The organism is Chromobacterium amazonense (genome assembly GCF_001855565.1).
In the GTDB taxonomy this organism is placed as follows: domain Bacteria; phylum Pseudomonadota; class Gammaproteobacteria; order Burkholderiales; family Chromobacteriaceae; genus Chromobacterium; species Chromobacterium amazonense.
Genome location: NZ_MKCR01000006.1, coordinates 52,922 through 77,081 on the forward strand (window position 1 = coordinate 52,922; position 24,160 = coordinate 77,081).

Genomic DNA, 24,160 nt, shown 5'->3' on the forward strand with positions numbered 1-24,160 from the left:
CAGAAATTTTTGTGCCTAGTAACCGTATTGATCAAGTACAAAAACTTCTTGACCAAAAAACTAAGGTATCTGCATTATCTTCTCATTAGTTGATGTTGCTCTCGTAGCTTAGCGTGCCCATGGGGGTGTTCGGTGCCTATTTAAGTGCAAGTTCCATTCCACGGCGTCCGAATAGCGTAACAAAAACAAAAACCCGCCTTCCGGCGGGTTTTTCACTTCCAGACCAGGCTTAAGTTCAAGCCAGCTTGGCCAACTGCGCCCTAACCTTCTCCAACTTGTCATTCAGCTCAGCCAGCTGAGCCTTGTCGCGCTCAACCAAATGCGCCGGCGCCTTGTCCACGTAACCCGGCTTCTCCAGCTTGGCCGTCAGCTTGGCCAGCTCGGCTTCCACCTTGCCCTGCTCCTTGGTCAGACGCGCGGTTTCCGCGGCCTTGTCCACTTCCACCTTCAGCATCAGGCGTGCTTCGCCGGAGATGGCCACCGGGGCGTCGTCTTCCGGCAGCTTGGCCACCAGCGTGCCCTCGGTCAGGCGGGCCAGCAGCTTCAGGTAAGGCACGAAGTCCGCGATGGAGGCGTCGGCGGTTTCGATGAACAGCGGAGCCTTGACGGCCGGGCCGATGCCCATTTCGCCGCGCAGATTGCGCACCGCGTTGACCATGTCCTTGAAGGCTTCCATGCGCGCATTGGCTTGCGCGTTGATCTTGCCCTCCTCCGCAACCGGCCAGGCGGCCAGCATCAGCGAGTCGGTCTTCTTGGCGTTGGCCAGTGGGGCGACGGTCTGCCACAGCTCTTCAGTGATGAAGGGCATCAGCGGGTGGGTCAGGCGCAGCGCCACTTCCAGCACGCGCACCAGGGTGCGGCGGGTGGCGCGCTGCTGGGCTTCGTTGCCGCCCTGGATTTGCACCTTGGCCAGTTCCACATACCAGTCGCAGTACTCGTTCCAGATGAATTCGTAGATCACCTGGGCGGCGATATCGAAGCGGTAGGTTTCCAGCGCGCTGGTGACGTCGATCTCAGCCTGCTGCAGGCGGCCGATGATCCATTGGTCGACAAAGCTGTATTCCAGCGGCAGGGTCTCAATCTGGCCGCAGTCTTTGCCTTCCGCGTTCATCATCACAAAGCGGGTGGCGTTCCACAGCTTGTTGCAGAAGTTGCGGTAGCCTTCGGCGCGCTTGAAGTCGAAGTTGACCGATCGGCCCAGCGTGGCGTAGCTGGCCATGGTAAAGCGCAGCGCGTCGGTGCCGTAGGCCGGGATGCCTTCCGGGAACAGCTTTTCCGTGGCCTTGGCGATCTGCGGGGCCTTTTCCGGGCGGCGCAGGCCGGTGGTGCGTTTTTCCACCAGCGGCTGCAGCGCGATGCCGTCGATCAGGTCCACCGGGTCGATCACGTTGCCCTCGGACTTGGACATCTTCTTGCCTTCGTGATCGCGCACCATGCCGTGGATGTAAACATCCTTGAACGGCACCTTGCCGGTGAAGTGCTTGGTCATCATGATCATCCGGGCTACCCAGAAGAAGATGATTTCGTAGCCGGTCACCAGCACTTGCGAGGGCAGGAAGGCCTTGAGCTCAGGCGTTTCTTCCGGCCAGCCCAAGGTGGAGAACGGCACCAGGGCCGAGCTGAACCAGGTGTCCAGCACGTCCTGCTCGCGGCGCAGGGTTTTGCCGCCGGCCTTGGCCTGGGCTTCCACCTCGGTGCGGCCGACGTAGATATTGCCGTCTTCGTCGTACCAGGCCGGAATCTGGTGGCCCCACCACAGCTGGCGCGAGATGCACCAGTCCTGGATGTTCTTCATCCACTGGTTGTAGGTGTTGACCCAGTTTTCCGGCACGAAGCGCACTTCGCCGGATTCCACCGCCTCGATCGCCTTGGCGGCGATGGATTGGCCGGTGACGTCGCCCTCGGCGACTTTGTTCATGGCCACGAACCATTGGTCGGTCAACAGCGGCTCGATCACGGTGCCGGTGCGGTCGCCGCGCGGCACCATCAGCTTGTGCGGCTTGGTTTCCAGCAGCAGGCCCTGGGCTTGCAGATCGGCCAGCATGGCCTTGCGCGCCTCCTGGGCGGTGAGGCCGGCGTAGGCAGCCGGCAGCTCGATGGTGCCTTGGGCGGCGCCGTCGAAGCCGAAGATTTGCGCCTTGGCCAGAATCTTGGCTTCCAGGCTCATCACGTTGATCAGCTGGGTGTTGTGGCGCTTGCCCACTTCGTAGTCGTTGAAGTCGTGCGCCGGGGTGATCTTGACGAAGCCAGTGCCGAATTCCTTGTCCACGTACTCGTCGGCGATCACCGGGATGGTGCGGCCGGTGAGCGGCAGCTGCAGCTGCTTGCCCAGCAGGTGCTGGTAGCGCTCGTCGTCCGGGGCGATGGCCACGGCAACGTCGCCCAGCAGCGTTTCCGGACGGGTGGTGGCGACGGTGACGAACTCGTCGCTATCCACCACCGGATATTTGATGTGCCACATGTGGCCGTCTTCTTCCTCGGATACCACTTCGAGGTCGGAGATGGCGGTGCCCAGCTTGGCGTCCCAGTTGGACAGGCGCTTGCCGCGGTAGATCAGGCCTTGCTCGTACAGACGGACGAAGACTTCTGTGACGGTCTCGGCGCGGGCGTCGTCCATGGTGAAGTATTCGCGGTCCCAATCCACCGAGCAGCCGACGCGGCGCATCTGGCTGGTGATGGTGCCGCCGGATTTTTCCTTCCATTCCCAGATCTTGCTGGTGAAGGCTTCGCGGCCCATGTCGTGGCGGTTTTGGCCCTGATCGGCCAGCTGGCGCTCCACTACGATCTGGGTGGCGATGCCGGCGTGGTCGGTGCCTGGAATCCAAACGGTGTTATGGCCCTTCATCCGGTAGTAGCGGGTGAGGCCGTCCATGATGGTCTGGTTGAAGGCGTGGCCCATGTGCAGCGTGCCGGTGACGTTGGGCGGCGGCAGCTGGATGGCGAAAGACGGCTTGGAGGTGTCCATGCTCGGCTTGAAGTAGCCGGCCTGTTCCCAGTGTTGGTACCAACGGCGCTCGAGGTCGCCCGGTTCGTAGCTCTTGGCAAGTTCCATGTCTGAATCTTGGTTTTCTGGATGGAAAAATGGTTCGATTATAACCGGTTTTGACGCATGCTCCGACCCCCTATTGCGCTGGCCCTAGCCTCGCCACGGCGCAAGCACGCGCCATGCCCGTATCACCCAGCCCTGACCAAACTGACTGGCAAGATCGCAGCTTTATTGAAATAGATTTCAATTGTCACTTTGAAATAACAAAATGCATATTCATTGCCACGCAATACCAAATCTGACAAGGAGAATCGCATGAACCTCGACCACCACCTGGGTTGCGCATGCTGCACCCTGCCCATATTGGATGAGCTGGTCCACACCGCAGAAGGACAGGCAGATTGGCGCAGACAGCTGGAGGCCTTCGCCTCCAACCCAAAGCACTACCCGCAGTTGCCGCGGCACGAGAATATGATTTTCCACGGCGGCATCATACGCCCCCTGGCTTCATCCCATCCGGACCGGGTGGAGGCGCTGGGCATCGCTGCCGGACGCATTGTCGCAACAGGTTCGCTGCATGACGTGCGCACCGAGATGGCCAGCCATTTTCCCTATCGCGAAGTTGTTCTGGAAGACAATCAAACACTGATGCCCGGCCTGATCGATCCCCATCTCCATATTGTGCCCAGCGCCATCTTCCAGGGCTGGCTACAACTGGGGCCATTTGGCGACCATGACAAATCGCACCCGGAGTCGCAGCGACTGCTTCCGGACTACCGCTACGAATACATTGCCGGCAAGATCAAAGACGCAATTGACCACCCCAAAGTCCAAACCACCGATGGGGTGCGCTGGATCACCGGCTTTGGCGTGGACCCCTCCCTGATGAAAAAGTGGACCAATATCAATTCAAGCATGCTCGACGAGCTGGCGGGGCCGCACAGCAATATCGCGATCTTCCTTCTCAACTCCTCCGGCCATATCGGCTATGCAAACAGCGTGGCCATGAACCAGGCCAAGCTCACACCGGAGGAAATCGACAAGAGCCAGGGGGTCTTTACCGAAACAGGCATAGGCTCCATTCTTAAAGCCATTCCCAAATTGCAGCTGCTTGAGGGCTTGGTGGAAAACATCTTGCCGCTGCTGCACGAGGCCTCGAGCAGAGGCATCACCACTGTATTGGATGCCGGGGTAGGCTCTTCTCTCAAAGAAATCGAGGTGTTGCTGCTGGAAACGCTGGCCAATCTCGGCTTATCGCCGGTGCGGATTTGCGCGGCGCTCTACTCTAACGAACTGGCGCAAATGGCGCGTTGGATGAACGAGTTCAAACCTGACCTCAACAGCCAGAACGACAGCAACTTCATGATCAAGGCGCTGAAGCTGGTGGCAGACGGTTCCAATCAGGGACTGACGGGCTTCCAATACCAGCCGTATCTATACACCCAGACACCCGACAAAGACGGCGTCAACCACAGCGTGCCGGGTGTGCCGGACACGGGGCTTTACAACTTCAGGCTGCCGCCAGCGAGCTGCTGCGAAGGCAATCATCAACAAAACAGTCCTTTGAATGCCTATTTGCAGCTAGCCATGAGCCAGGGATGGCCGGTGTTGGTGCATGCAAATGGCGACCAGGGCATGGAGCTGGTGCTCGATAGCTACCAGCAGGCAATCGAAATCACCGGGGCGGATGTGGCGCGGCTGCGCCCCCGCGTGGAGCATGCCTCATTGATGAGCACCTCGACCATTCACCGCATGGCAAAACTGGGCATCTCGCCCAGCTTCCTGATTGGCCATGTCGGCTACTGGGGCTACACTTTCCAGCAAAACGTGCTGGGCGAGGCCCGATCGCAATTGCTTGATCGCTGTAAATCCGCGCTGGAGGCCGGCATGAGAATCAGCCTGCATTCCGACCACTTCGTTTCCCCGCTGGGGCCGCTGCGCATGGCGGAACAGGCAATCTACCGCAAGATGGAAGGCGCCCCTGGCGAGGAAAAACCCGTTTTGAACGAAGAGGAAAGGATTTCACGCCTGCAAGCGTTGAAGGCGGTGACGCTGGATGCCGCTTGGCAGTGCCACATGGATCATCTGATCGGCTCCCTAGAACCTGGCAAACTGGCTGACTTGGTGCTGCTAGCCGGAGATCCTTTGAATGAAACCATAGAAAACGTGCGAGACATTCCGGTGCTGGCCACCTGGCGTGGAGGCACACAGGTTTATGCTTATGATAAGCATTAATGCTTGATCGCCATGAAAAAGCCTGCCCGTCTCCGGGCAGGCTTTTATTCATCCGCCGCGCCGCCAACCATGCGCAGGCAGGGAGGCCCGCCGCTTACTCGACCTTGGCCTTGCCCTTCAAGTCCTGGATCATCTTGTCAAAGGCCGTGCGCTGCATTTCCTGCTGCAGTTGCGGCTTCACGTCTTCAAACTTGGGGCCTTCCGCCTCGCGCACGCCTTCCAGCTTGATGATGTGGTAGCCATATTGGGACTTTACCGGCGTTTGAGTGATTTCGCCTGGCTTCAAAGCGACCATGGCGTCTCCGAACTCCTTCACGTACTGGCCAGGATCGCTCCAACCCAGATCGCCGCCGCTGTTCTTGCTGCCCAGATCGTTGGATTTGGCCTTGGCCAGCGCATCAAACGACTTGCCCTTCTTCAACTGCGCCAGAATGGCGTTGGCTTCTTTTTCGGTTTTCACCAGGATATGGCGCGCGTGGTATTCCTTGGACGGCGTAGCCGCTTTCAGTCGGTCATATTCTGCCTTGAGCTGATCGTCGGAAATCACGTTGCTTTTGAGGAAATTCTGCTGGAAGGCGTTCAACAGCACGCCGCGCTGCGCCATTTCCAGCTCTTGCTTGACCGAATCGCTCTTGTCGATGCCTTGTTTCTTGGCCTCTTGAACCAACACTTCATTGGTGACCAGGAAATCGCGGATCTGCTGGCGCAGCTCCGGGCTGTCCTTGGCGCCGTGCTCTTCCTGCGATTTCAGGATCAGGTCCATTCTGGATTGAGGAATGGCGACGCCGTTTACCGTGGCCACCGGCGCGTCAGCGGCAAAGGCCGCCGGCGCGGCGAAAAGCGCAAGCAGGCAGGCGGTCAGGGCAAGGCGGGAAGGCTTGTGCATGAGTGTTTCCTTGTCTGGATATGCATTTGGATTGTCTTGCAGTAGGTGCATTGTGCCAGAGCCGGCCAACAGCGCAAGTGCGGCTTGGATTGATTGGCCATCCGCTGGCAATACCGCCGTAAATCTACGCGACGGCCATCCGTCCATCATGTTCATCCCGTTGCGATAAAGCAAGCCTGGCCATGCCCGCATACGCAACTCGGCCAAAGCGACAAGCCTCTCCATGCTTTCCTGCCGCCGCATGAAGACGGCGCCGCACGACTCGCGCTGGAGTATCGCGCCGGCGCGCTGCGCGGCTTTATTGGCGGCGCACAGCCCGCGCGCCGATTGGTCCAGTTCCGCATACGGCAGTTGAAAAATTTCTCCTGTCCTGCGCATTCCATACTGTATTGAATTTGGCAGCGCATTTTGCGACCTGCTTGCCATCTCCAAAACTTGAATCCAGATGAAGCGCTTTTTATTGCGCCTTATTTGCCCTCCCTTGTCTTTTTTAAGCGCGCCCGCCTCGGCGACCGCGCCGCATCGCACCATGCCACCGACACGAAGCGCCAATTAAAACAAAGGCATAAGCCGGATCAAAAGAATGTTTCGCCGCGATTCAAACTAGCTATAGTCAGAAAAAGGCTGGACATACTATCTGTCGGGGAGTAGTCACCATGCCGCCCGAGGTGAAAATGCAAAACATTAGTCAAGAAATACCTAATGGGGGATTGCATTTGCAAGCCACCCATCTTGATCCTTTGCTGGACTGCTTGTTCGCATTGGCCAGGCAGTACGGCATCAATGCCACCCGCGAATCGCTGGTGGCAGGGATTCCTTTGCAAAACAACCGGCTGACGCCGTCTATGTTTTCGCGCTCGGCGCGCCGCATCGGCTTGACGTCGCGCGTGGTCAGAAAGCCGTTGCCGCAGCTGCCGCAAGCGCTGCTGCCGGCGGTGCTGCTGCTGAAAAACGAAGAGGCCTGCATCCTGCGCGGCATCGACGTCAAGGCCGGCATTGTTCGCTTCAGCCATTCCGAGCTGCCGGAATCGGAAGAGACACGCTCGCTTGAGGAGTTCGCCGCCTTGTACAGCGGCATCGCCATTCTGGTGCGCCCGCGTTTCCGCTATGACAGGCGGGCGCCGGAAATGGGCAATATCCGCTCCCGCCACTGGTTCTGGCACGCGGTCATCGGCGGACTGCCGCTGTATCGGGATTCCTTGCTCGCCTCTTTGATGATCAATGTGTTCGCCTTGGTGCTGCCGCTGGTTTCGATGAATGTGTACGACCGGGTGGTGCCCAACTTGGCCATTTACACCCTGTGGGTGCTGGCGGCCGGCGCGATTTTGTCCCTGGTGTTCGATTTCCTGCTGAAAATGACGCGCGGCTATATGCTGGACCTGGCGAGCAAGCGCATCGACATCCAGCTGTCTTCTTTGATCATGGAGCGCGTGCTGGGGGTGCGGATGTCCGCCAAGCCGGCGTCAGTAGGCGCTTTTGCCGCCAATCTGCGCTCGTTCGAAACCATACGCGACTTCATCGCCTCCGCCTCCATCACCGCGCTGATCGACCTGCCCTTCGTGCTGATCTTTCTGGCCGCGGTGGCATGGATTCAACCGCTGCTGATGCTGCCCATCCTGATAGGGGGGGCGATGATGCTGATCTTCGCCCTGCTGATACAGGAAAAAATGAAAGCGCTGACGGAGGCGACGCTGCGCTCTACCGCGCAACGCAATGCTCAACTGGTGGAAACCCTGAGCGAGCTGGAAAGCATCAAAATTCTGGCTGCGGAGGGCCAGCAGCAAGGCCGCTGGGAGGAGGCAACCGGCTATTTGGCCCATATCGGCGCCAGGCTGAAGATGCTGGCGGCGTCGGCCAATCATTTTTCCGGCCTGATCCAGCAAAGCGTGACCATCGCCGTGCTGGTGATAGGCGTCTATGCCATCTTCCGCGGCCAGGCCTCGCAGGGCGGCGTCATCGCCGCGGTGATGCTGTCCGGCCGCGCCATGGCGCCGCTGGGCCAACTGGTGGGCCTGCTCACCCAGTACCATAACGCCAAGCTGTCGCTGAAGTCTCTGGACACCTTCATGGAGATGCCGGTGGAGCGGGAAAAGGACGCCAACTTCTTCCACCGCACCAGTTTCAAGGGCGACATCGAATTCCGCAACGTCGATTTCCAATATCCGGACAACCCGGCCAGCGCGCTGCGCAATGTATCGTTCCATATGAAGGCCGGGGAGCGGGTGGGCATCATCGGCCGCATCGGATCAGGCAAGTCAACGCTGCAGCGGCTGATCATGGGCCTGTACCACCCGGACCAAGGCTCGGTGCGGATAGACGGCATCGACATCCACCAGATCGACCCCACCGAACTGCGCCGCAATATCGGCCATGTGCCGCAGGACGCCTCGCTGTTTTACGGCACCCTGCGCCAGAACATCGCCATGGGTTCGCCCCATGCCTACGACGCCAGCATCGAGGCCGCCGTGGAGCTGGCGGGCTTGTCCGAGTTCGTCAACGGCCACCCGCAGGGCTACGACATGATCATAGGCGAGCGTGGCCAGTCCCTGTCGGGCGGACAGCGCAAGGCCGTGACCATCGCCCGCGCCCTGCTCAACGCGCCGCCCATCCTGCTTCTGGATGAACCCACCAGCAATATGGACAGCGGCGCCGAAGCGCATATCAAACAGACCCTGGCCAAGATCATGCCAGGCAAAACAGTGGTGCTGATCACCCACCATGCCGCGCTGCTCGAACTGGTGGACCGGCTCATCATCATCGAAAACGGCGCCATTGTGGCCGACGGCCCGAAAGCGGAGGTTATCCAAGCCCTGCAGCAGGGGCAAGTTTCCAGGGGAAAAGCATGAAGCAGCCGTTCTGGCAACGCTGGGTGGAACAAGGCCAACGCAAAACCTCTCCATACTGGGAGCGGGTCATGGACTGGGCGGAGGCGCGCGACTTGCAGGAGCATGTCGATTTCGCCACCGATGCCGATTGGGCGATTTTGCAGCAAAGCCCAGGCCGCCCCCGCGTCTTCATCTGGACCATGGCCGGCTTGATTCTGGTGGCCTTCATGTGGGCAGCCTTCGCGCAGATAAACGAGGTGACCAAGGGCCAAGGCAAAGTAGTGCCCACTTCGCAGATCCAGCACATCCAAAGCCTGGATGGCGGCGTGGTGGCCAAACTATGGGTGCGCGAGGGGCAGATCGTGCAACAAAACCAGTTGCTGCTGAGCATAGACAACACGCGCTTTGTCTCGTCGCTGCAGGCCAATCAGGCTCAATATCTGGCGCTGCTGGGCAAAGCGGCGCGGCTGGGCGCGATTGCCCACGGCACGCCGCTGGCCATTCCGGCGCAAGTCAGCCAGCAGGCCCCGGACATCGCCCGCCAAGAGACGGCGCTGTATATGGCCAAAAAGCAAGAACTCGACAACAACTTGGCCATCGCCCGAGGCGAGTTGGCTCAACGCGCTCAGGAAATGAACGAAATGAAAGCGCGGCGGCAGCAGGCGGACCAAAGCTTCCAGTTCACCAGCAAGGAGCTGGAGCAAACGCGCCCGCTGCTGGACTCCGGCGCCGCCTCGGATGTGGACTTGCTGCGGCTGGAGCGCGAGGTTTCCCGCTTCAAAGGCGACCGCGACATGGCGCAGGCGCAGATTTCACGCCTGCAAGCCGCCATAGAGGAAGCCAACCGCAAGATTCAGGAAAACGAACTATCGTTCCGCAACCAGGCCAGCGCCGAGCTTTCCGACACCATGGCCAAGATCAACAGCCTGTCCGCCGACACCTCCGGCCTGGCCAATAAGGTAAAACTGTCAGATGTGCGCTCTCCGGTGCACGGACAGGTCAAGCAAATCTACGCCAACACGATAGGCGGCGTGGTGGCGCCGGGCAAAGACATCATGGAGATTGTGCCGCTGGGCGAATCGCTGGTGGTGGAAACGCGCATCCTCCCCCGCGACATCGCCTTCATCCGCCCTGGGCAGCGCGCCACCGTGCGCTTCACCGCCTACGACTACACGATTTACGGCGGCATGGAGGGCGTGGTGCAGGACGTAAGCGCCGATACCGAAACCGACGAGCGCGGCAATTCCTTTTACCTGGCCAAGATAAAAACCAAGCAAGGCACGCTGGGAGAGCGCCATTTGCCCATCATTCCCGGCATGGTGGCCCAAGTGGACATCATGACCGGCACCAAGAGCATTCTGTCCTACCTGTTGAAGCCCGTGCTGCGCGCCAAGTCTGAAGCCTTTACCGAGCGATGAGGCCGCCGATCTACCATAGGTTAACAGGCATCAAAACCCAAAACGCCAGTCCCGCAAGCCTAACGGCAGGCACACGCAAGTCTTTGGCTCGCGGGCTCGATCACCCTGTTCCACATCCATGCGAACACAAGCTCCTCTCATTGCCGGCATCACCAAATGGGATTCGTCACCGCAACCTCATGTTTCAGATAGGTATTTCTAGCAATAACTTTATTAATTGCTACAGTTAAAACTGCCTGTAGTCCATCCATCATATAGAGCCGCTAACCGACCAGGAAGAACCCCGCCGAAGCAGACAGCACATGTCATACGACAAGCGCGCGCAAGGAAGGGCCAAGGTGAGAGCGACTCATAGCGCAGCCTACAAAGCTTGCTTCGCGCTTTTGCAAGGCGCTGAAATCAAGCGGCCGCACTACAAAGAGATGCACGCAGGGACAGGGATTCATGCGCGATGATACGGTCGGGAGATGTCGATGGCTGCCAATACAACACTATCCGGGAAGATCGGCACTCTTAAGGGAACGGTTAAAGTCATCGACTCTCAAGGGCAAGAACATATCCTGAAAGTCGGTGATGTCATCCACCCGAACGATCATCTGATATTCGAACAGGGCGCCTCGCTGCTGCTGAACCAAGACGGCGGGCAACAAGTGGAGCTGTCCGATACGAAGGAAACCGGCGCGCCTGCTGCCGGCAATGCAGCTCCGCAAACGACAACGCCAAGCGACGCCAGCAATCCAGCCGTGCCTGGCTGGAACGTCACGACCAATGGCCAGCCGCCGCAACCCGGCCAAGACGGCAACACCGCCAATGCCAATACCGAGGCGCAATCCGTGCTGGCCAGCTTGGCAAATGGCCAGGATCCGCTGGCGCAGCTGGAATCCGCCGCAGCCGGCCTAACCGACTCCGGCGGCGCCAGCGCAAACATTGATCACACCTTTATCGATCTGACAGGCAACACCAACACAGCAGGGACCTTGGGAACGGGTTTTACCCCCAGTGTCGGCCCCAATGCAACTCACTCCACCTTCACATCAATTTCAACCGCGCCGCTTAACGCATCGTTCACCCCTGCTCCCGCGCCGCCGGTAACGCTGACTTTCAACAATGTAGGCCTGACCAACCATAGCGAACCAATACTCCAGGGCACTGGCTCGCCGGGCCTGACCGTCACCGTTTCCGAGGCGAACGGCACAGTACTGGGCAACACCGTAGTCGGCGCCGATGGCAGCTGGTCGCTCACCCCTAGCCAGCCGCTGTCACAGGGCGCCAGCACGCTGATCGCGACCTCCAGCAATAACGCCGGGCAAAGCACCCAATCCACGGCAACCGTAACGGTAGACACCATTTCACCGCTTACGCCAGCCATCCATATCTCACAACATGCGGACGGAACAGGCAGCGCGGCGATCAGCCAGACGGATCTGGTGAACGGCGCCGTGCGCGCCACGGTGCAACTCGACGCTAATGATTTACAGCAGCAAGGCCTCGCCAGCATCACGCTTACCGAAGGCGGCCAGCCTACCACGTTAACCGTGCATAGCGATGGCAGCATCACCGGCCTGACTGCCGGCATCCAGGCCAGTTACGCCAATGGCTTGGTTACGCTGACCATACAGCCAGCTCGCTCGGGCACACTACTGCAAATCGCGGCCAGCCAGACCGATGCAGCCGGCAATGTTTCCAGTTCGGCCAGCGACCAAGGCATCGTCAGCACTGCGCCGCCGCCGGCGCCGCAAATCACCATCGTGGATCACGCAGGCACTATCGCCAGCGGCGACATCCATAATCAGCAAGTCAGCGTACAGATCGCCTTGAATAATCCTTTATTGCAGGCCGGCACCACACTGACCTTGGCCAGCAATACAGGTGCGGCGTACAACCACGTTTTGACTACCGCCGACTTGCAAAACGGCAGTCTGGCATTGAATATCCCGGCAGCAGCCAACGGTCAAAATCTGACCCTGAACGCGCAATTCACAGACAGCATCGGCAACCCATCTGCCACAAGCACGCTGACAGCAACGGTAAATACCACGCCGCCGGCCACGCCTTCGGTAGCGATCACCGAACACAGCGGCCAGCAAATCGCCAGCGGCGATGTCGCCAATGGCCAGGTATTGGCGACGGTCAGCCTGGATGCCGGCAACCTCGCCAATGGCGGCAGCGCCCAGGTGTCGATCAGCGATGGCGGCGCGAGCAGCAGCGTCACCGTCCATAGCGACGGCTCGGTGAGCAGCAGCAACCCGGCCGTCACCGCCAGCTACGCCAATGGCGTGCTGAGCCTCGGCATTCCGGAGCCGGCCAACGGCCAGGCGGTCAGCGTGTCCGCCACCCAAAGCAACGCCTTGGGCAATGTGTCCTCCACCGGCAGCGCCAGCGGCACGCTGAATCTGACGCCGCCGGATGCGCCCACCGTCGCCATTGTCGAACACAGCGGCCAGCAGATCGGCAGCAGCGATCTGGCGGGCGGCCACGTCCAGGCCACCGTCAACCTCAGCGCCGCCAATCTCAGCGCCGGCGGCAGCGCCCTGGTCACCATCAGCGACGGCAGCGCCAACAGCAGCGTCACCGTGCATAGCAATGGCACCGTCACCAGCAGCAGCGCGGCGGTTTCCGGCCATTACGCCAATGGCGTGCTGAGCCTCGGCATCCCAGAGCCGGCCAATGGCCAGGCGGTCAGCGTGTCGGCTACCCAGACCAATGCGCTGGGTAATGTGTCCAACCCCGGCAGCGCCGGCGGCACCCTGAACCTCACCGCGCCGGCCGTGCCGACAGTTTCCATCACGGAACATGCCGGCCAGCAAATCGCCAGCGGCGATGTCGCCAATGGCCAGGTGCAGGCGACGGTCAGCCTGGATGCCGGAAACCTCGCCAACGGCGGCAGCGCCCAAGTGTCGATCAGCGATGGCGGCGCGAGCAGCACCGTCACCGTCCACAGCGACGGCTCGGTCACCAGCAGCAATCCGGCTGTCACCGCCAGCTACGCGGGTGGCGTGCTGAGCCTCGGTATTCCGGAACCGGCCAATGGCCAGGTCGTCAGCGTCTCCGCCACCCAAACCAATGTCTTGGGCAACACCTCGGCCGCTGGAACGACGGGGGGCACCTTGAACCTCACCGCGCCGGCCGCGCCGACGGTTTCCATCACGGAACATGCCGGCCAGCAAATCGCCAGCGGCGATGTCGCCAATGGCCAGGTGCAGGCGACGGTCAGCCTGGATGCCGGAAACCTCGCCAACGGCGGCAGCGCCCAAGTGTCGATCAGCGACGGCGGCGCCAGCAGCACGGTCAGCGTCCACAGCGACGGCTCGGTCACCAGCAGCAACCCGGCCGTCACCGCCAGCTACGCGGGTGGCGTGCTGAGCCTCGGCATTCCCGAACCGGCCAACGGCCAGGCCGTCAGCGTCTCAGCCACCCAAACCAATGCTTTGGGCAACACCTCGGCCGCTGGAACGACGGGGGGCACCTTGAACCTCACCGCGCCGGCCGCGCCGACGGTTTCCATCACCGAACATGCCGGCCAGCAAATCGCCAGCGGCGATGTCGCCAATGGCCAGGTGCAGGCGACGGTCAGCCTGGATGCCGGAAACCTCGCCAATGGCGGCAGCGCCCAGGTCTCGATCAGCGATGGCGGCGCCAGCAGCACCGTCACCGTGCACAGCAATGGCAGCGTCACCAGCAGCAGCTCCACCGTGTCCGGCCACTATGCCAACGGCGTCTTGACCCTCAGCTTGCCGGAGCCGGCCAACGGCCAGCAGGTCAGCGTGTCGGCGACGCAAACCAATGCGCTCGGCAATGTGTCGAACGCCGGCAGCGCCGGCGGCACCCTGAACCTGACGCCGCCTGACGCGCCGACTGTCTCGATTGTCGAACACAGCGGGCAGCAGATCGGCAGCAGCGATCTCAGCGGCAATCATGTCCAAGCCACCGTCAACCTCAGCGCCAGCAACCTCGCCAGCGGCGGCAGCGCCCTGGTCACCATCCATGACGGCAGCGCCAACAGCACCGTCACCGTGCACAGCAATGGCAGCGTCACCAGCAGCAGCGCCACCGTGTCCGGCCACTACGCCAACGGCGTCTTGACCCTCAGCCTGCCGGAACCGGCCAATGGCCAGCAGGTCAGCGTGTCGGCGACGCAAACCAATGCGCTCGGCAATGTGTCCGCCGCCGGCAGCGCCAGCGGCACCCTGAATCTGACGCCGCCTGACGCGCCGACTGTGTCCATCGTCGAGCACAGCGGCAAGTTGATCTCCAGCCCCGACCTGGCCGGCGGCCACGTCCAGGCCACGGTGAATTTAAGCGATAGCAATCTGAGCAGCGGCGGCATCGCGCTGATCACCATCAAGGATGGCAACGCCAACAGCACGGTCACCGTCCACAGCGACGGCTCGGTCACCAGCAGCAATCCAGCCGTCACCGCCAGCTACGCGGGTGGCGTGCTGAGCCTCGGCATCCCGGAGCCGGCCAATGGCCAGCAGGTCAGCGTGTCGGCGACGCAAACCAACGTCTTGGGCAATGTGTCCGCCGCCGGCAGCGCCAGCGGCACCCTGAACCTGACCGCGCCGGCCGCGCCGACAGTTTCCATCACCGAACATGCCGGCCAGCAGATCGGCAGCAGCGATCTCAGCGGCAATCACGTCCAGGCCAAGGTCAATCTCAACGCCAGCAACCTCGCCAATGGCGGCAGCGCCCAGATTTCGATCAACGATGGCGGCGCCAGCAGCACGGTCACCGTGCACAGCGACGGCTCGGTCACCAGCAGCAATCCGGCTGTCAGCGCCAGCTACGCCAAAGGCGTGCTGACCCTCGGCATTCCGGAGCCGGCCAACGGCCAGCAGGTCAGCGTGTCGGCGACGCAAACCAATGCGCTCGGCAATGTGTCGAACGCCGGCAGCGCCGGCGGCACCCTGAACCTGACGCCGCCTGACGCGCCGACTGTCTCGATTGTCGAACACAGCGGGCAGCAGATCGGCAGCAGCGATCTCAGCGGCAATCACGTCCAGGCCACCGTCAACCTCAGCGCCAGCAACCTCGCCAGCGGCGGCAGCGCCCTGGTCACCATCCATGACGGCAGCGCCAACAGCACCGTCACCGTGCACAGCAATGGCATCGTCACCAGCAGCAGCGCCACCGTGTCCGGCCACTATGCCAACGGCGTCTTGACCCTCAGCTTGCCGGAGCCGGCCAATGGCCAGCAGGTCAGCGTGTCGGCGACGCAAACCAACGTCTTGGGCAATGTGTCCGCCGCCGGCAGCGCCAGCGGCACCCTGAACCTGACGCCGCCTGACGCGCCGACCGTATCCATCGTCGAGCACAGCGGCAAGCTGATCTCCAGCCCCGACCTGGCCGGCGGCCACGTCCAGGCCACGGTGAATTTAAGCGATAGCAATCTGAGCAGCGGCGGCAGCGCGCTGATCACCATCAAAGATGGCAGCGCCAACAGCACGGTCAGCGTCCACAGCGACGGCTCGGTCACCAGCAGCAATCCAGCCGTCACCGCCAGCTACGCGGGTGGCGTGCTGAGCCTCGGCATCCCGGAGCCGGCCAATGGCCAGCAGGTCAGCGTGTCGGCGACGCAAACCAACGTCTTGGGCAATGTGTCCGCCGCCGGCAGCGCCAGCGGCACCCTGAACCTGACCGCGCCGGCCGCGCCGACAGTTTCCATCACCGAACATGCCGGCCAGCAGATCGGCAGCAGCGATCTCAGCGGCAATCACGTCCAGGCCAAGGTCAATCTCAGCGCCAGCAACCTCGCCAATGGCGGCAGCGCCCAGGTCTCGATCAGCGACGGCGGCGCCAGCAGCACGGTCACCGTGCACAGCGACGGCTCGGTCACCAGCAGCAATCCGGCCGTCACCGCCAGCTACGCCAAAGGCGTGCTGACCCTCGGCATTCCGGAGCCGGCCAATGGCCAGCAGGTCAGCGTGTCGGCGACGCAAACCAATGCGCTCGGCAATGTGTCGAACGCCGGCAGCGCCGGCGGCACCCTGAACCTGACGCCGCCTGACGCGCCGACTGTCTCGATTGTCGAACACAGCGGGCAGCAGATCGGCAGCAGCGATCTCAGCGGCAATCACGTCCAGGCCACCGTCAACCTCAGCGCCAGCAACCTCGCCAGCGGCGGCAGCGCCCTGGTCACCATCCATGACGGCAGCGCCAACAGCACCGTCACCGTGCACAGCAATGGCAGCGTCACCAGCAGCAGCTCCACCGTGTCCGGCCACTACGCCAACGGCGTCTTGACCCTCAGCTTGCCGGAGCCGGCCAATGGCCAGCAGGTCAGCGTGTCGGCGACGCAAACCAACGTCTTGGGCAATGTCTCCGCCGCCGGCAGCGCCAGCGGCACCCTGAACCTGACGCCGCCTGACGCGCCGACCGTATCCATCGTCGAGCACAGCGGCAAGCTGATCTCCAGCCCCGACCTGGCCGGCGGCCACGTCCAGGCCACGGTGAATTTAAGCGATAGCAATCTGAGCAGCGGCGGCAGCGCGCTGATCACCATCAAAGATGGCAGCGCCAACAGCACGGTCAGCGTCCACAGCGACGGCTCGGTCACCAGCAGCAACCCGGCCGTCAGCGCCAGCTACGCCGGCGGCGTGCTGAGCCTCGGCATTCCGGAACCGGCCAATGGCCAAACGGTCAGCGTGTCGGCGACGCAAACCAACGTCTTGGGCAATGTCTCCGCCGCCGGATCGGACAGCGGCACGCTGGATGTGGTGCCGCCGGACGCGCCGGCCATCTCCTTCCAGCCCAATGGCCTGACCGCCCTGCTGTACGGTCTCAACGACAGCCACATCTCCAGCCCCGCCAGCGGCCAGACCGCGCTTTCCACCGTGCTGGCAGACCTGACCAACCACAGCCCCACCGCCAGCTTCGTCGCCACCAGCCTGAACTTCGGCGACCAGAACGGCGTCTGGCACGGCAGTACCGACTTCGGCAACAACCTCGGCAATTCGCTGGCCAACCTCAACGCCTTCCTCGGCGGCAATGCCAGCAATCTGCAGCTGGCCAGCGCTTACGGCGTCACCACCCAGTCGATCCTGACCTTGAACGGCGCCTTCAGCGCCGCCGCCGGCAATTACACGCTCAACGTCAATGCCGACGACGGCTTCCAGATCATCGTCGACGGCAAGGTGGTCAGCCAGTTCACCGGCAATGAGGCGCAAACCGAGCATGATGTGGCGCTGACCCTTGGCGCCACCGCCGGCAATCTGCACGCCATCCAGATCGTCTATTGGGATCAGGGCGGCAACGCCGTGCTGCAGGTCGGCCTGACGCCGGCGGGCGCTCCGGCCGGCGCCACGCCGACGCCGCTGACGCTGTCGTCCAACACCCTGGTAGGCAGCGTGACGCTGGACAGCAATGATCAGCAGGCGCTGAGCAACCACGGCAGCCTGACGGTGACGGAAGGGGCCAGCCAGTTGCAGCTGTCGCTGAACGCCAACGGCCAGCTGGTCGACGGCGGCGGCACCGTCTACGCCTATCAGAACGGCGTGGTGTATCTGCCGCTGAGCGGCAACGCCGCCACGCTCGCTGCCACCGTCACCGACAGCGTCGGCAATGTCTCGCTGAACGCCTCCGCCAGTTACGCGCCGCCGCCGGCCCCGACTGTCACCCTGATCGAGCACACGGCCCAAGGCGATCAGATCGGCGCCGGCGACTTGGCCGGCGGCAAAGTGCAGGCTACCGTCGCGCTCGATCCGATCAGCCTGGCCAATAACGGCTTCGCCACGCTGACCATCCACGACGGCGGGGCCAGCAGCACCGTCACCGTCAACAGCGCCGGCGTGGTCAGCAGTTCGTCCAGCGCCGTCAGCGCCAGCTATGCCGACGGCACGGTCACGCTGGCCATCGCCGCGCCGGCCAATGGCCAGGCGGTCAGCATCAGCGCCACCCAGACCGACAGCCTCGGCCATGCTTCCAGCAGCGGCAGCGCCAGCGGCACCCTGAACCTGACGCCTCCCGCCGCGCCCATCGTCACCGTGGCCGAACACTTCGACCCCAATGGCTGGATCGGACCAACCGACCTGGCCCATGGCCAGGTGCAGGCCACCGTCGCGCTGGATTCGAACAGCCTCGGCAACGGCGGCAGCGCCCAGGTTTCGATCAACGATGGCGGCGTGACCAGCAGCGTCACCGTGCACAGCGACGGCTCGGTCACCAGCAGCAATCCAGCCGTCACCGCCAGCTACGCGGGTGGCGTGCTGAGCCTCGGTATTCCGGAACCGGCCAATGGCCAGCAGGTCAGCGTGTCGGCGACGCAAACCAACGCCTTGGGCAATGTCTCCGCCGCCGCGTCGGACAGCGGCACGCTGGATGTGGTGCCGCCGGACGCCCCGGCCATCTCCTTCCAGCCCAATGGCCTGACCGCCCTGCTGTACGGTCTCAACGACAGCCACATCTCCAACCCCGCAAGCGGCCAAACTGCCCTGTCCACCGTGCTGGCCGATCTGACCAACTACAGCCCCACCGCCAGCTTCATCGCCACCAGCCTGAACTTCGGCGACCAGAACGGCGTCTGGCACGGCAGTACCGACTTCGGCAACAACCTCGGCAATTCGCTGGCCAACCTCAACGCCTTCCTCGGCGGCAACGCCAGCAATCTGCAGCTGGCCAGCAGTTACGGCGTCACCACCCAGTCGATCCTGACCCTGAACGGCGCCTTCAGCGCCGCCGCCGGCAATTACACGCTCAACGTCAACGCCGACGACGGCTTCCAGATCATCGTCGACGGCAAGGTGGTCAGCCAGTTCACCGGCAATGAGGCGCAAACCGAGCATGATGTGGCGCTGACGCTCGGCGCCACCGCCGGCAATCTGCACGCCATCCAGATCGTGTTTTGGGATCAGGGCGGCAACGCCGTGCTGCAGGTCGGCCTGACGCCGGCGGGCGCTCCGGCCGGCGCCACGCCGACGCCGCTGACGCTGTCGTCCAACACCCTGGTCGGCAGCGTGACACTGGACAGCAATGATCAGCAGGCGCTGAGCAACCATGGCAGCCTGACGGTGACGGAAGGCGCCAGCCAGATCAGTCTGTCGCTGAACGCCAACGGCCAGTTGGTCGATGGCGGCGGTACCGTCTACGCCTATCAGAACGGCGTGGTGTATCTGCCGCTGAGCGGCAACGCCGCCACCCTCGCCGCCACCGTCACCGACAGCGTCGGCAATGTCTCGCTGAACGCCTCCGCCAGTTACGCGCCGCCGCCGGCCCCGACTGTCACCCTGATCGAGCACACGGCCCAGGGCGATCAGATCGGCGCCGGCGACTTGGCCGGCGGCAAAGTGCAGGCTACCGTCGCGCTCGATCCGATCAGCCTGGCCAATAACGGCTTCGCCACGCTGACCATCCACGACGGCGGGGCCAGCAGCACCGTCACCGTCAACAGCGCCGGCGTGGTCAGCAGTTCGTCCAGCGCCGTCAGCGCCAGCTATGCCGACGGCACGGTCACTCTGGCCATCGCCGCGCCGGCCAATGGCCAGGCGGTCAGCATCAGCGCCACCCAGACCGACAGCCTCGGCCATGCTTCCAGCAGCGGCAACGCCAGCGGCACCCTGAACCTGACGCCTCCCGCCGCGCCCATCGTCACCGTGGCCGAACACTTCGACCCCAATGGCTGGATCGGACCAACCGACCTGGCCCATGGCCAGGTGCAGGCCACCGTCGCGCTGGATTCGAACAGCCTCGGCAACGGCGGCAGCGCCCAGGTTTCGATCAACGATGGCGGCGTGACCAGCAGCGTCACCGTGCACAGCGACGGCTCGGTCACCAGCAGCAATCCGGCCGTCACCGCCAGCTACGCCGGCGGCGTGCTGAGCCTCGGCATTCCGGAACCGGCCAATGGCCAAACGGTCAGCGTGTCGGCGACGCAAACCAACGTCTTGGGCAATGTCTCCGCCGCCGGATCGGACAGCGGCACGCTGGATGTGGCGCCGCCGGACGCGCCGGCCATCTCCTTCCAGCCCAATGGCCTGACCGCCCTGCTGTACGGTCTCAACGACAGCCACATCTCCAGCCCCGCCAGCGGCCAGACCGCGCTTTCCACCGTGCTGGCAGACCTGACCAACCACAGCCCCACCGCCAGCTTCGTCGCCACCAGCCTGAACTTCGGCGACCAGAACGGCGTCTGGCACGGCAGTACCGACTTCGGCAACAACCTCGGCAATTCGCTGGCCAACCTCAACGCCTTCCTCGGCGGCAATGCCAGCAATCTGCAGCTGACCAGCGCTTACGGCGTTACCACCCAATCGATCCTGACCTTGAACGGCGCCTTCAGCGCCGCCGCCGGCAATTACACGCTCAACGTCAATGCCGACGACGGCTTCCAGATCATCGTCGACGGCAAAGTGGTCAGCCAGTTCACCGGCAATGAGGCGCAAACCGAGCACGATGTGGCGCTGACCCTCGGCGCCACCGCCGGCAATCTGCACACCATCCAGATCGTCTATTGGGATCAGGGCGGCAACGCCGTGCTGCAGGTCGGCCTGACGCCGGCGGGCGCTCCGGCCGGCGCCACGCCGACGCCGCTGACGCTGTCGTCCAACACCCTGGTAGGCAGCGTGACGCTGGACAGCAATGATCAGCAGGCGCTGGCCAACCACGGCAGCCTGACGGTGACGGAAGGCGCCAGCCAGTTGCAGCTGTCGTTGAACGCCAACGGCCAGCTGGTCGACGGCGGCGGCACCGTCTACGCCTATCAGAACGGCGTGGTGTATCTGCCGCTTGGGAGCGCCAGCGAAGCGGCCACTGTGGCGGCTACCGTGACGGATGGCGCGGGAAATGTTTCGCTAAATGCCTCGGGCAGTTACACCCCGTTAGGGATGCCGCAAATCACGCTGGGCGAGCCGGGCAACAACCATCAAGAACAGGCTTCGGTGGGGCTCGACGCCAACAGCCTCGCCAATCATGGCTATGCCAGCATCGTCGTCAGCGAAGCCGGCGCCAGCACCACCTTGGCCGTGCATAGCGATGGCAGCATCACCGGCTCGACCGCCTCGGTGACGGCCGCTTATGCCCAGGGCAATGTCAATCTCTCCATCGCCACACCCGCCAATGCGCCGGATGTGACCGTGACCGCTACGGCGACAGACGGCTATGGCCACAGCAACACAGTCAGCCAGATGCAGGTCTTTGCCGCGCACGGCAGCCCGGTGACGGCGATAGCCGGCGTAGAAACCTTCAAATTCGAGGCCTCGTTCAATGGCCACGCTGGCACGCCTTCGGTGGAAACCATCCAGCAATTCAATACCGGGACCACTCCATCCGGCGCCCCCGCTGATGTGCTGGACTTGCGCGATCTACTAGTAGGCGACAGCCACAATGGCGCGGATCCATCATCGATAGGCAATCTGGCCAACTATCTGCACTTCAGCACCGTCAATAACAATGGCACCGTGAGCACGGTGATTCATGTCAATGAGAATGGCGCCATCAACGCCAATAGCCCGACATCCGACACGGCGCAGATCGTGCTGCAGGGAGTGGACCTGACACATTCGGGCAGTACGCTGCTGAGCGACCAGGCCATCATTCAAAAACTACTCGGCAGCGGCCAGCTGCACACGGACTAGGGGCTGTTGACGTTTGGTGAGTGGATCGCGTTTGCGCCGATTTGGGCCGGAAGCAAGGCGCACAGTCCGACGCATAGTCATTCTATGCAAGGACTGGGCAACGTGGCTTCCGGCCCAAAGCGGCCAAACCCGCAGGGCCGGGCGCCTTTCGCGCCGACTCTTCGTTGTTCCGCGCTGGCAGAGAATGACTATGCGGCGCGCGAAACGCCTCGATTCGGCGCGAAATGCCCTCCGGCGCGACCGCCCACCAAACGTCAACAGCCCCTAGAGCCGGCTAAAAACGCAGCGGGGGCGCTCAAGCGCCCCCGTTTTCCTATGCACAAAGCTGACAAATCGTTGATGGCCGTTACTTTACCGCAGGACCCGTCAATAGCTGGACGCCAATCTCGATCAAGGAGGCTTTGTCCTGCAGGGTTGCCACGCCTTTGGCCTCCAACTCCACCACCATCAGGCTTGCCATGCGCAGCATGCCGCGCAATAGAGCCTCCCTCCCCTGGTCCTGATGGATATTGTGGGTCAGCGAGTGATCAAGAACCAGATAATCGATTCCGGCCTCATGCAACCGCGCGACCAGCTCCATATTATGCCCCTGGATTTCCACTGCGACTCGATGCCCAGCCCCCCTGACGCCGCGGGCAAACGCGACAAATGCCTGCCAGTTGTCTGCCAGACCGGCCTCATCGAATTCGAAGTGAATCCTGCGTTTGGGATGCTTGCCCAGCAACTGCTGGGTCTGGGGCAGAAAATCAGCGGCGCTCAAGGAGGCAGGGGAAACATTGATGGCCAGCCGCCCGTCCGGCCCCTCGCGCAGAGCCAGCGCGAGCGTTTTGAGATCCAATGCCGCGCTGCGTCCCAGGCGCAAGGCCTGCGCCACCAGCCTCATCGCGCTCATTTGCGGCAAATGCTCAGTCTGGACCCGATACAACATGCCTTCCTGCCAAGCAAAGGATCCGTCGGCCAGACAAACCGGATACCAGCGCAAGCGCAGGGCATGGTCATCACGGATGCTGTCAAACAGGTTTTGCCAGTTGAAATCCGCCATGCCATCCGGCGCGGCGCCGGCGCGGCTATCCATTTCCCAAGCATTGCCCCCTTTCGCTTCGGCCAGGGAAAGCGTCTGATTGGCCTGAGTCAGCAACTGATGACGGCCATCTCCGCTATGGAACGGCACAATCGCCAGATTGGCCACGCCGGGACGGTCTATCAGATCCATCCCCTGATAACGGCCCCAGCAAGCGCATAGCTCATCGGCCAACTTGCACGCCTCGCGGCTATCGATCTCCGGGCACAACATCGCAAAATCGGCGCCGCGCAAGCGGGTGGCCATCCAACCGGGATGAGGCTGGCAGCGCTGCGACAGATCATCCGCAAGACGCTTGAGCAAGGCGTCGGTCTTGCTGCCGCCCAGCCTCTGGTTCAGCTCCATCAGATTGGCCACCCTGACCAAGAACAGAAAGCCGCGCACCGGGTCTTCCTCTTCTTTCAAAAGCCCCCCCAGGCGCAATTCAAATGCTTCCCTATTGGGCAAACCCGTCGAGTTGTCGGTCAGGATTTTCTGCCGCATCAGGTCCAACTCGTCGCGCAAACCATCCAGATAGCGCTGCAGCCGGTCCACCATATGATTCATCGCCAAGGCCACTTCCGCTAAATCCGGAATGCCGGGGATGGGGATTTTGTGAAAGCGTCTTTCGCTGATGGCCTGAGCCTGCCGCACCACGCTGGCGAGTTGTCGCTTCATCTGACGAATGTCCAACGCGCCAATCAAGGCCGCGACGATCCCGATTGCGCACAACCAGTACACAGTATGCAGCGCGCCTCGCCACAACGAGAGGTAGGCGTAGTTGGGCTGAGATTGCACGATGATCCGCCCGGCTTGCATCCAGCCATTGGAAACCTGAGCCGTGCCAGGAGAAGGCTCCAGCGGCAAAAGGCCGCGAAACCATGCCGGCACCTCGCTTTCGGGGCGGGGCGACGCCAAATTCACCAGCGGCTTGTGATCCACCCCCTCCCAACGGACCAGGGAAAAATGCCCTTGGTCGAAGCTGGAATTCAGCAAGGTTTGCGCCATGACCGGGTCGGCGTGATATTGGGTCAACATCAGCGCCAGGCCATGCGCGGTATCGACGCTTTGGGCATTCAGCTGTTGTTCCAAATAGCTGCGGGCATGCAGCAGATTGGCGATCAGAGCGCCCCCAATCGAAAGGAATACAACCAATCCGATCAATGCGGATAGCCGCTGTATC

At 62.4% G+C, this 24,160-nt stretch carries 7 protein-coding genes; 4 read left to right on the forward strand and 3 right to left on the reverse strand.

All coding sequences use genetic code 11. The features are described 5' to 3' along the window. Window positions 1–235 precede the first annotated feature (235 nt). Window positions 236–3,052, reverse strand: a complete 2,817-nt coding sequence (locus BI343_RS04900; protein WP_071108876.1) for a valine--tRNA ligase — start codon at window positions 3,050–3,052, stop codon at window positions 236–238. A gap of 249 nt (window positions 3,053–3,301) precedes the next feature. Between BI343_RS04900 and BI343_RS04905 the strand changes: the two genes are divergently transcribed. Continuing rightward, entirely contained in the window at window positions 3,302–5,221 is a 1,920-nt protein-coding gene (locus BI343_RS04905; RefSeq protein ID WP_071108877.1) for an amidohydrolase, read from the forward strand. 94 nt (window positions 5,222–5,315) lie between these two features. On the opposite strand, the gene BI343_RS20260 is transcribed toward BI343_RS04905, so the two are convergent. After that, complete coding sequence (locus BI343_RS20260) at window positions 5,316–6,659, reverse strand: peptidylprolyl isomerase (RefSeq protein WP_244886568.1); 1,344 nt, start codon at window positions 6,657–6,659, stop codon at window positions 5,316–5,318. A 164-nt stretch (window positions 6,660–6,823) separates the two neighbouring features. Between BI343_RS20260 and BI343_RS04915 the strand changes: the two genes are divergently transcribed. The 3 genes from BI343_RS04915 (at window position 6,824) to BI343_RS04925 (ending at window position 21,917) form a co-directional block, all read left to right on the forward strand. Continuing rightward, a complete protein-coding gene (locus BI343_RS04915; RefSeq protein ID WP_339375037.1) occupies window positions 6,824–8,953 on the forward strand; it encodes a type I secretion system permease/ATPase in 2,130 nt (709 codons plus the stop codon). Further along, window positions 8,950–10,350 carry an HlyD family type I secretion periplasmic adaptor subunit gene (locus BI343_RS04920; protein ID WP_071108879.1) on the forward strand — a complete coding sequence of 467 codons (1,401 nt, stop codon included), beginning with the start codon at window positions 8,950–8,952 and terminating at the stop codon, window positions 10,348–10,350. The genes BI343_RS04915 and BI343_RS04920 overlap by 4 nt, the downstream gene beginning before the upstream one ends. 473 nt (window positions 10,351–10,823) lie before the next feature. Then, the gene (locus tag BI343_RS04925; RefSeq protein WP_139165646.1) at window positions 10,824–21,917 is read left to right on the forward strand and encodes a PA14 domain-containing protein; all 11,094 of its coding nucleotides are present in this window, start codon (window positions 10,824–10,826) and stop codon (window positions 21,915–21,917) included. A 346-nt stretch (window positions 21,918–22,263) separates the two neighbouring features. On the opposite strand, the gene BI343_RS04930 is transcribed toward BI343_RS04925, so the two are convergent. Further along, entirely contained in the window at window positions 22,264–24,132 is a 1,869-nt protein-coding gene (locus tag BI343_RS04930; RefSeq protein WP_244886569.1) for a bifunctional diguanylate cyclase/phosphodiesterase, read from the reverse strand. Window positions 24,133–24,160: the final 28 nt, after the last annotated feature.

Bases quoted from the DNA above. Each gene is read 5' to 3' on its own strand.
- BI343_RS04900 (WP_071108876.1), bottom strand. From the start codon at position 3,052: ATGGAACTTGCCAAGAGCTACGAACCGGGCGACCTCGAGCGCCGTTGG.
- BI343_RS04905 (WP_071108877.1), top strand. From the start codon at position 3,302: ATGAACCTCGACCACCACCTGGGTTGCGCATGCTGCACCCTGCCCATA.
- BI343_RS04920 (WP_071108879.1), top strand. From the start codon at position 8,950: ATGAAGCAGCCGTTCTGGCAACGCTGGGTGGAACAAGGCCAACGCAAA.
- BI343_RS04925 (WP_139165646.1), top strand. From the start codon at position 10,824: ATGGCTGCCAATACAACACTATCCGGGAAGATCGGCACTCTTAAGGGA.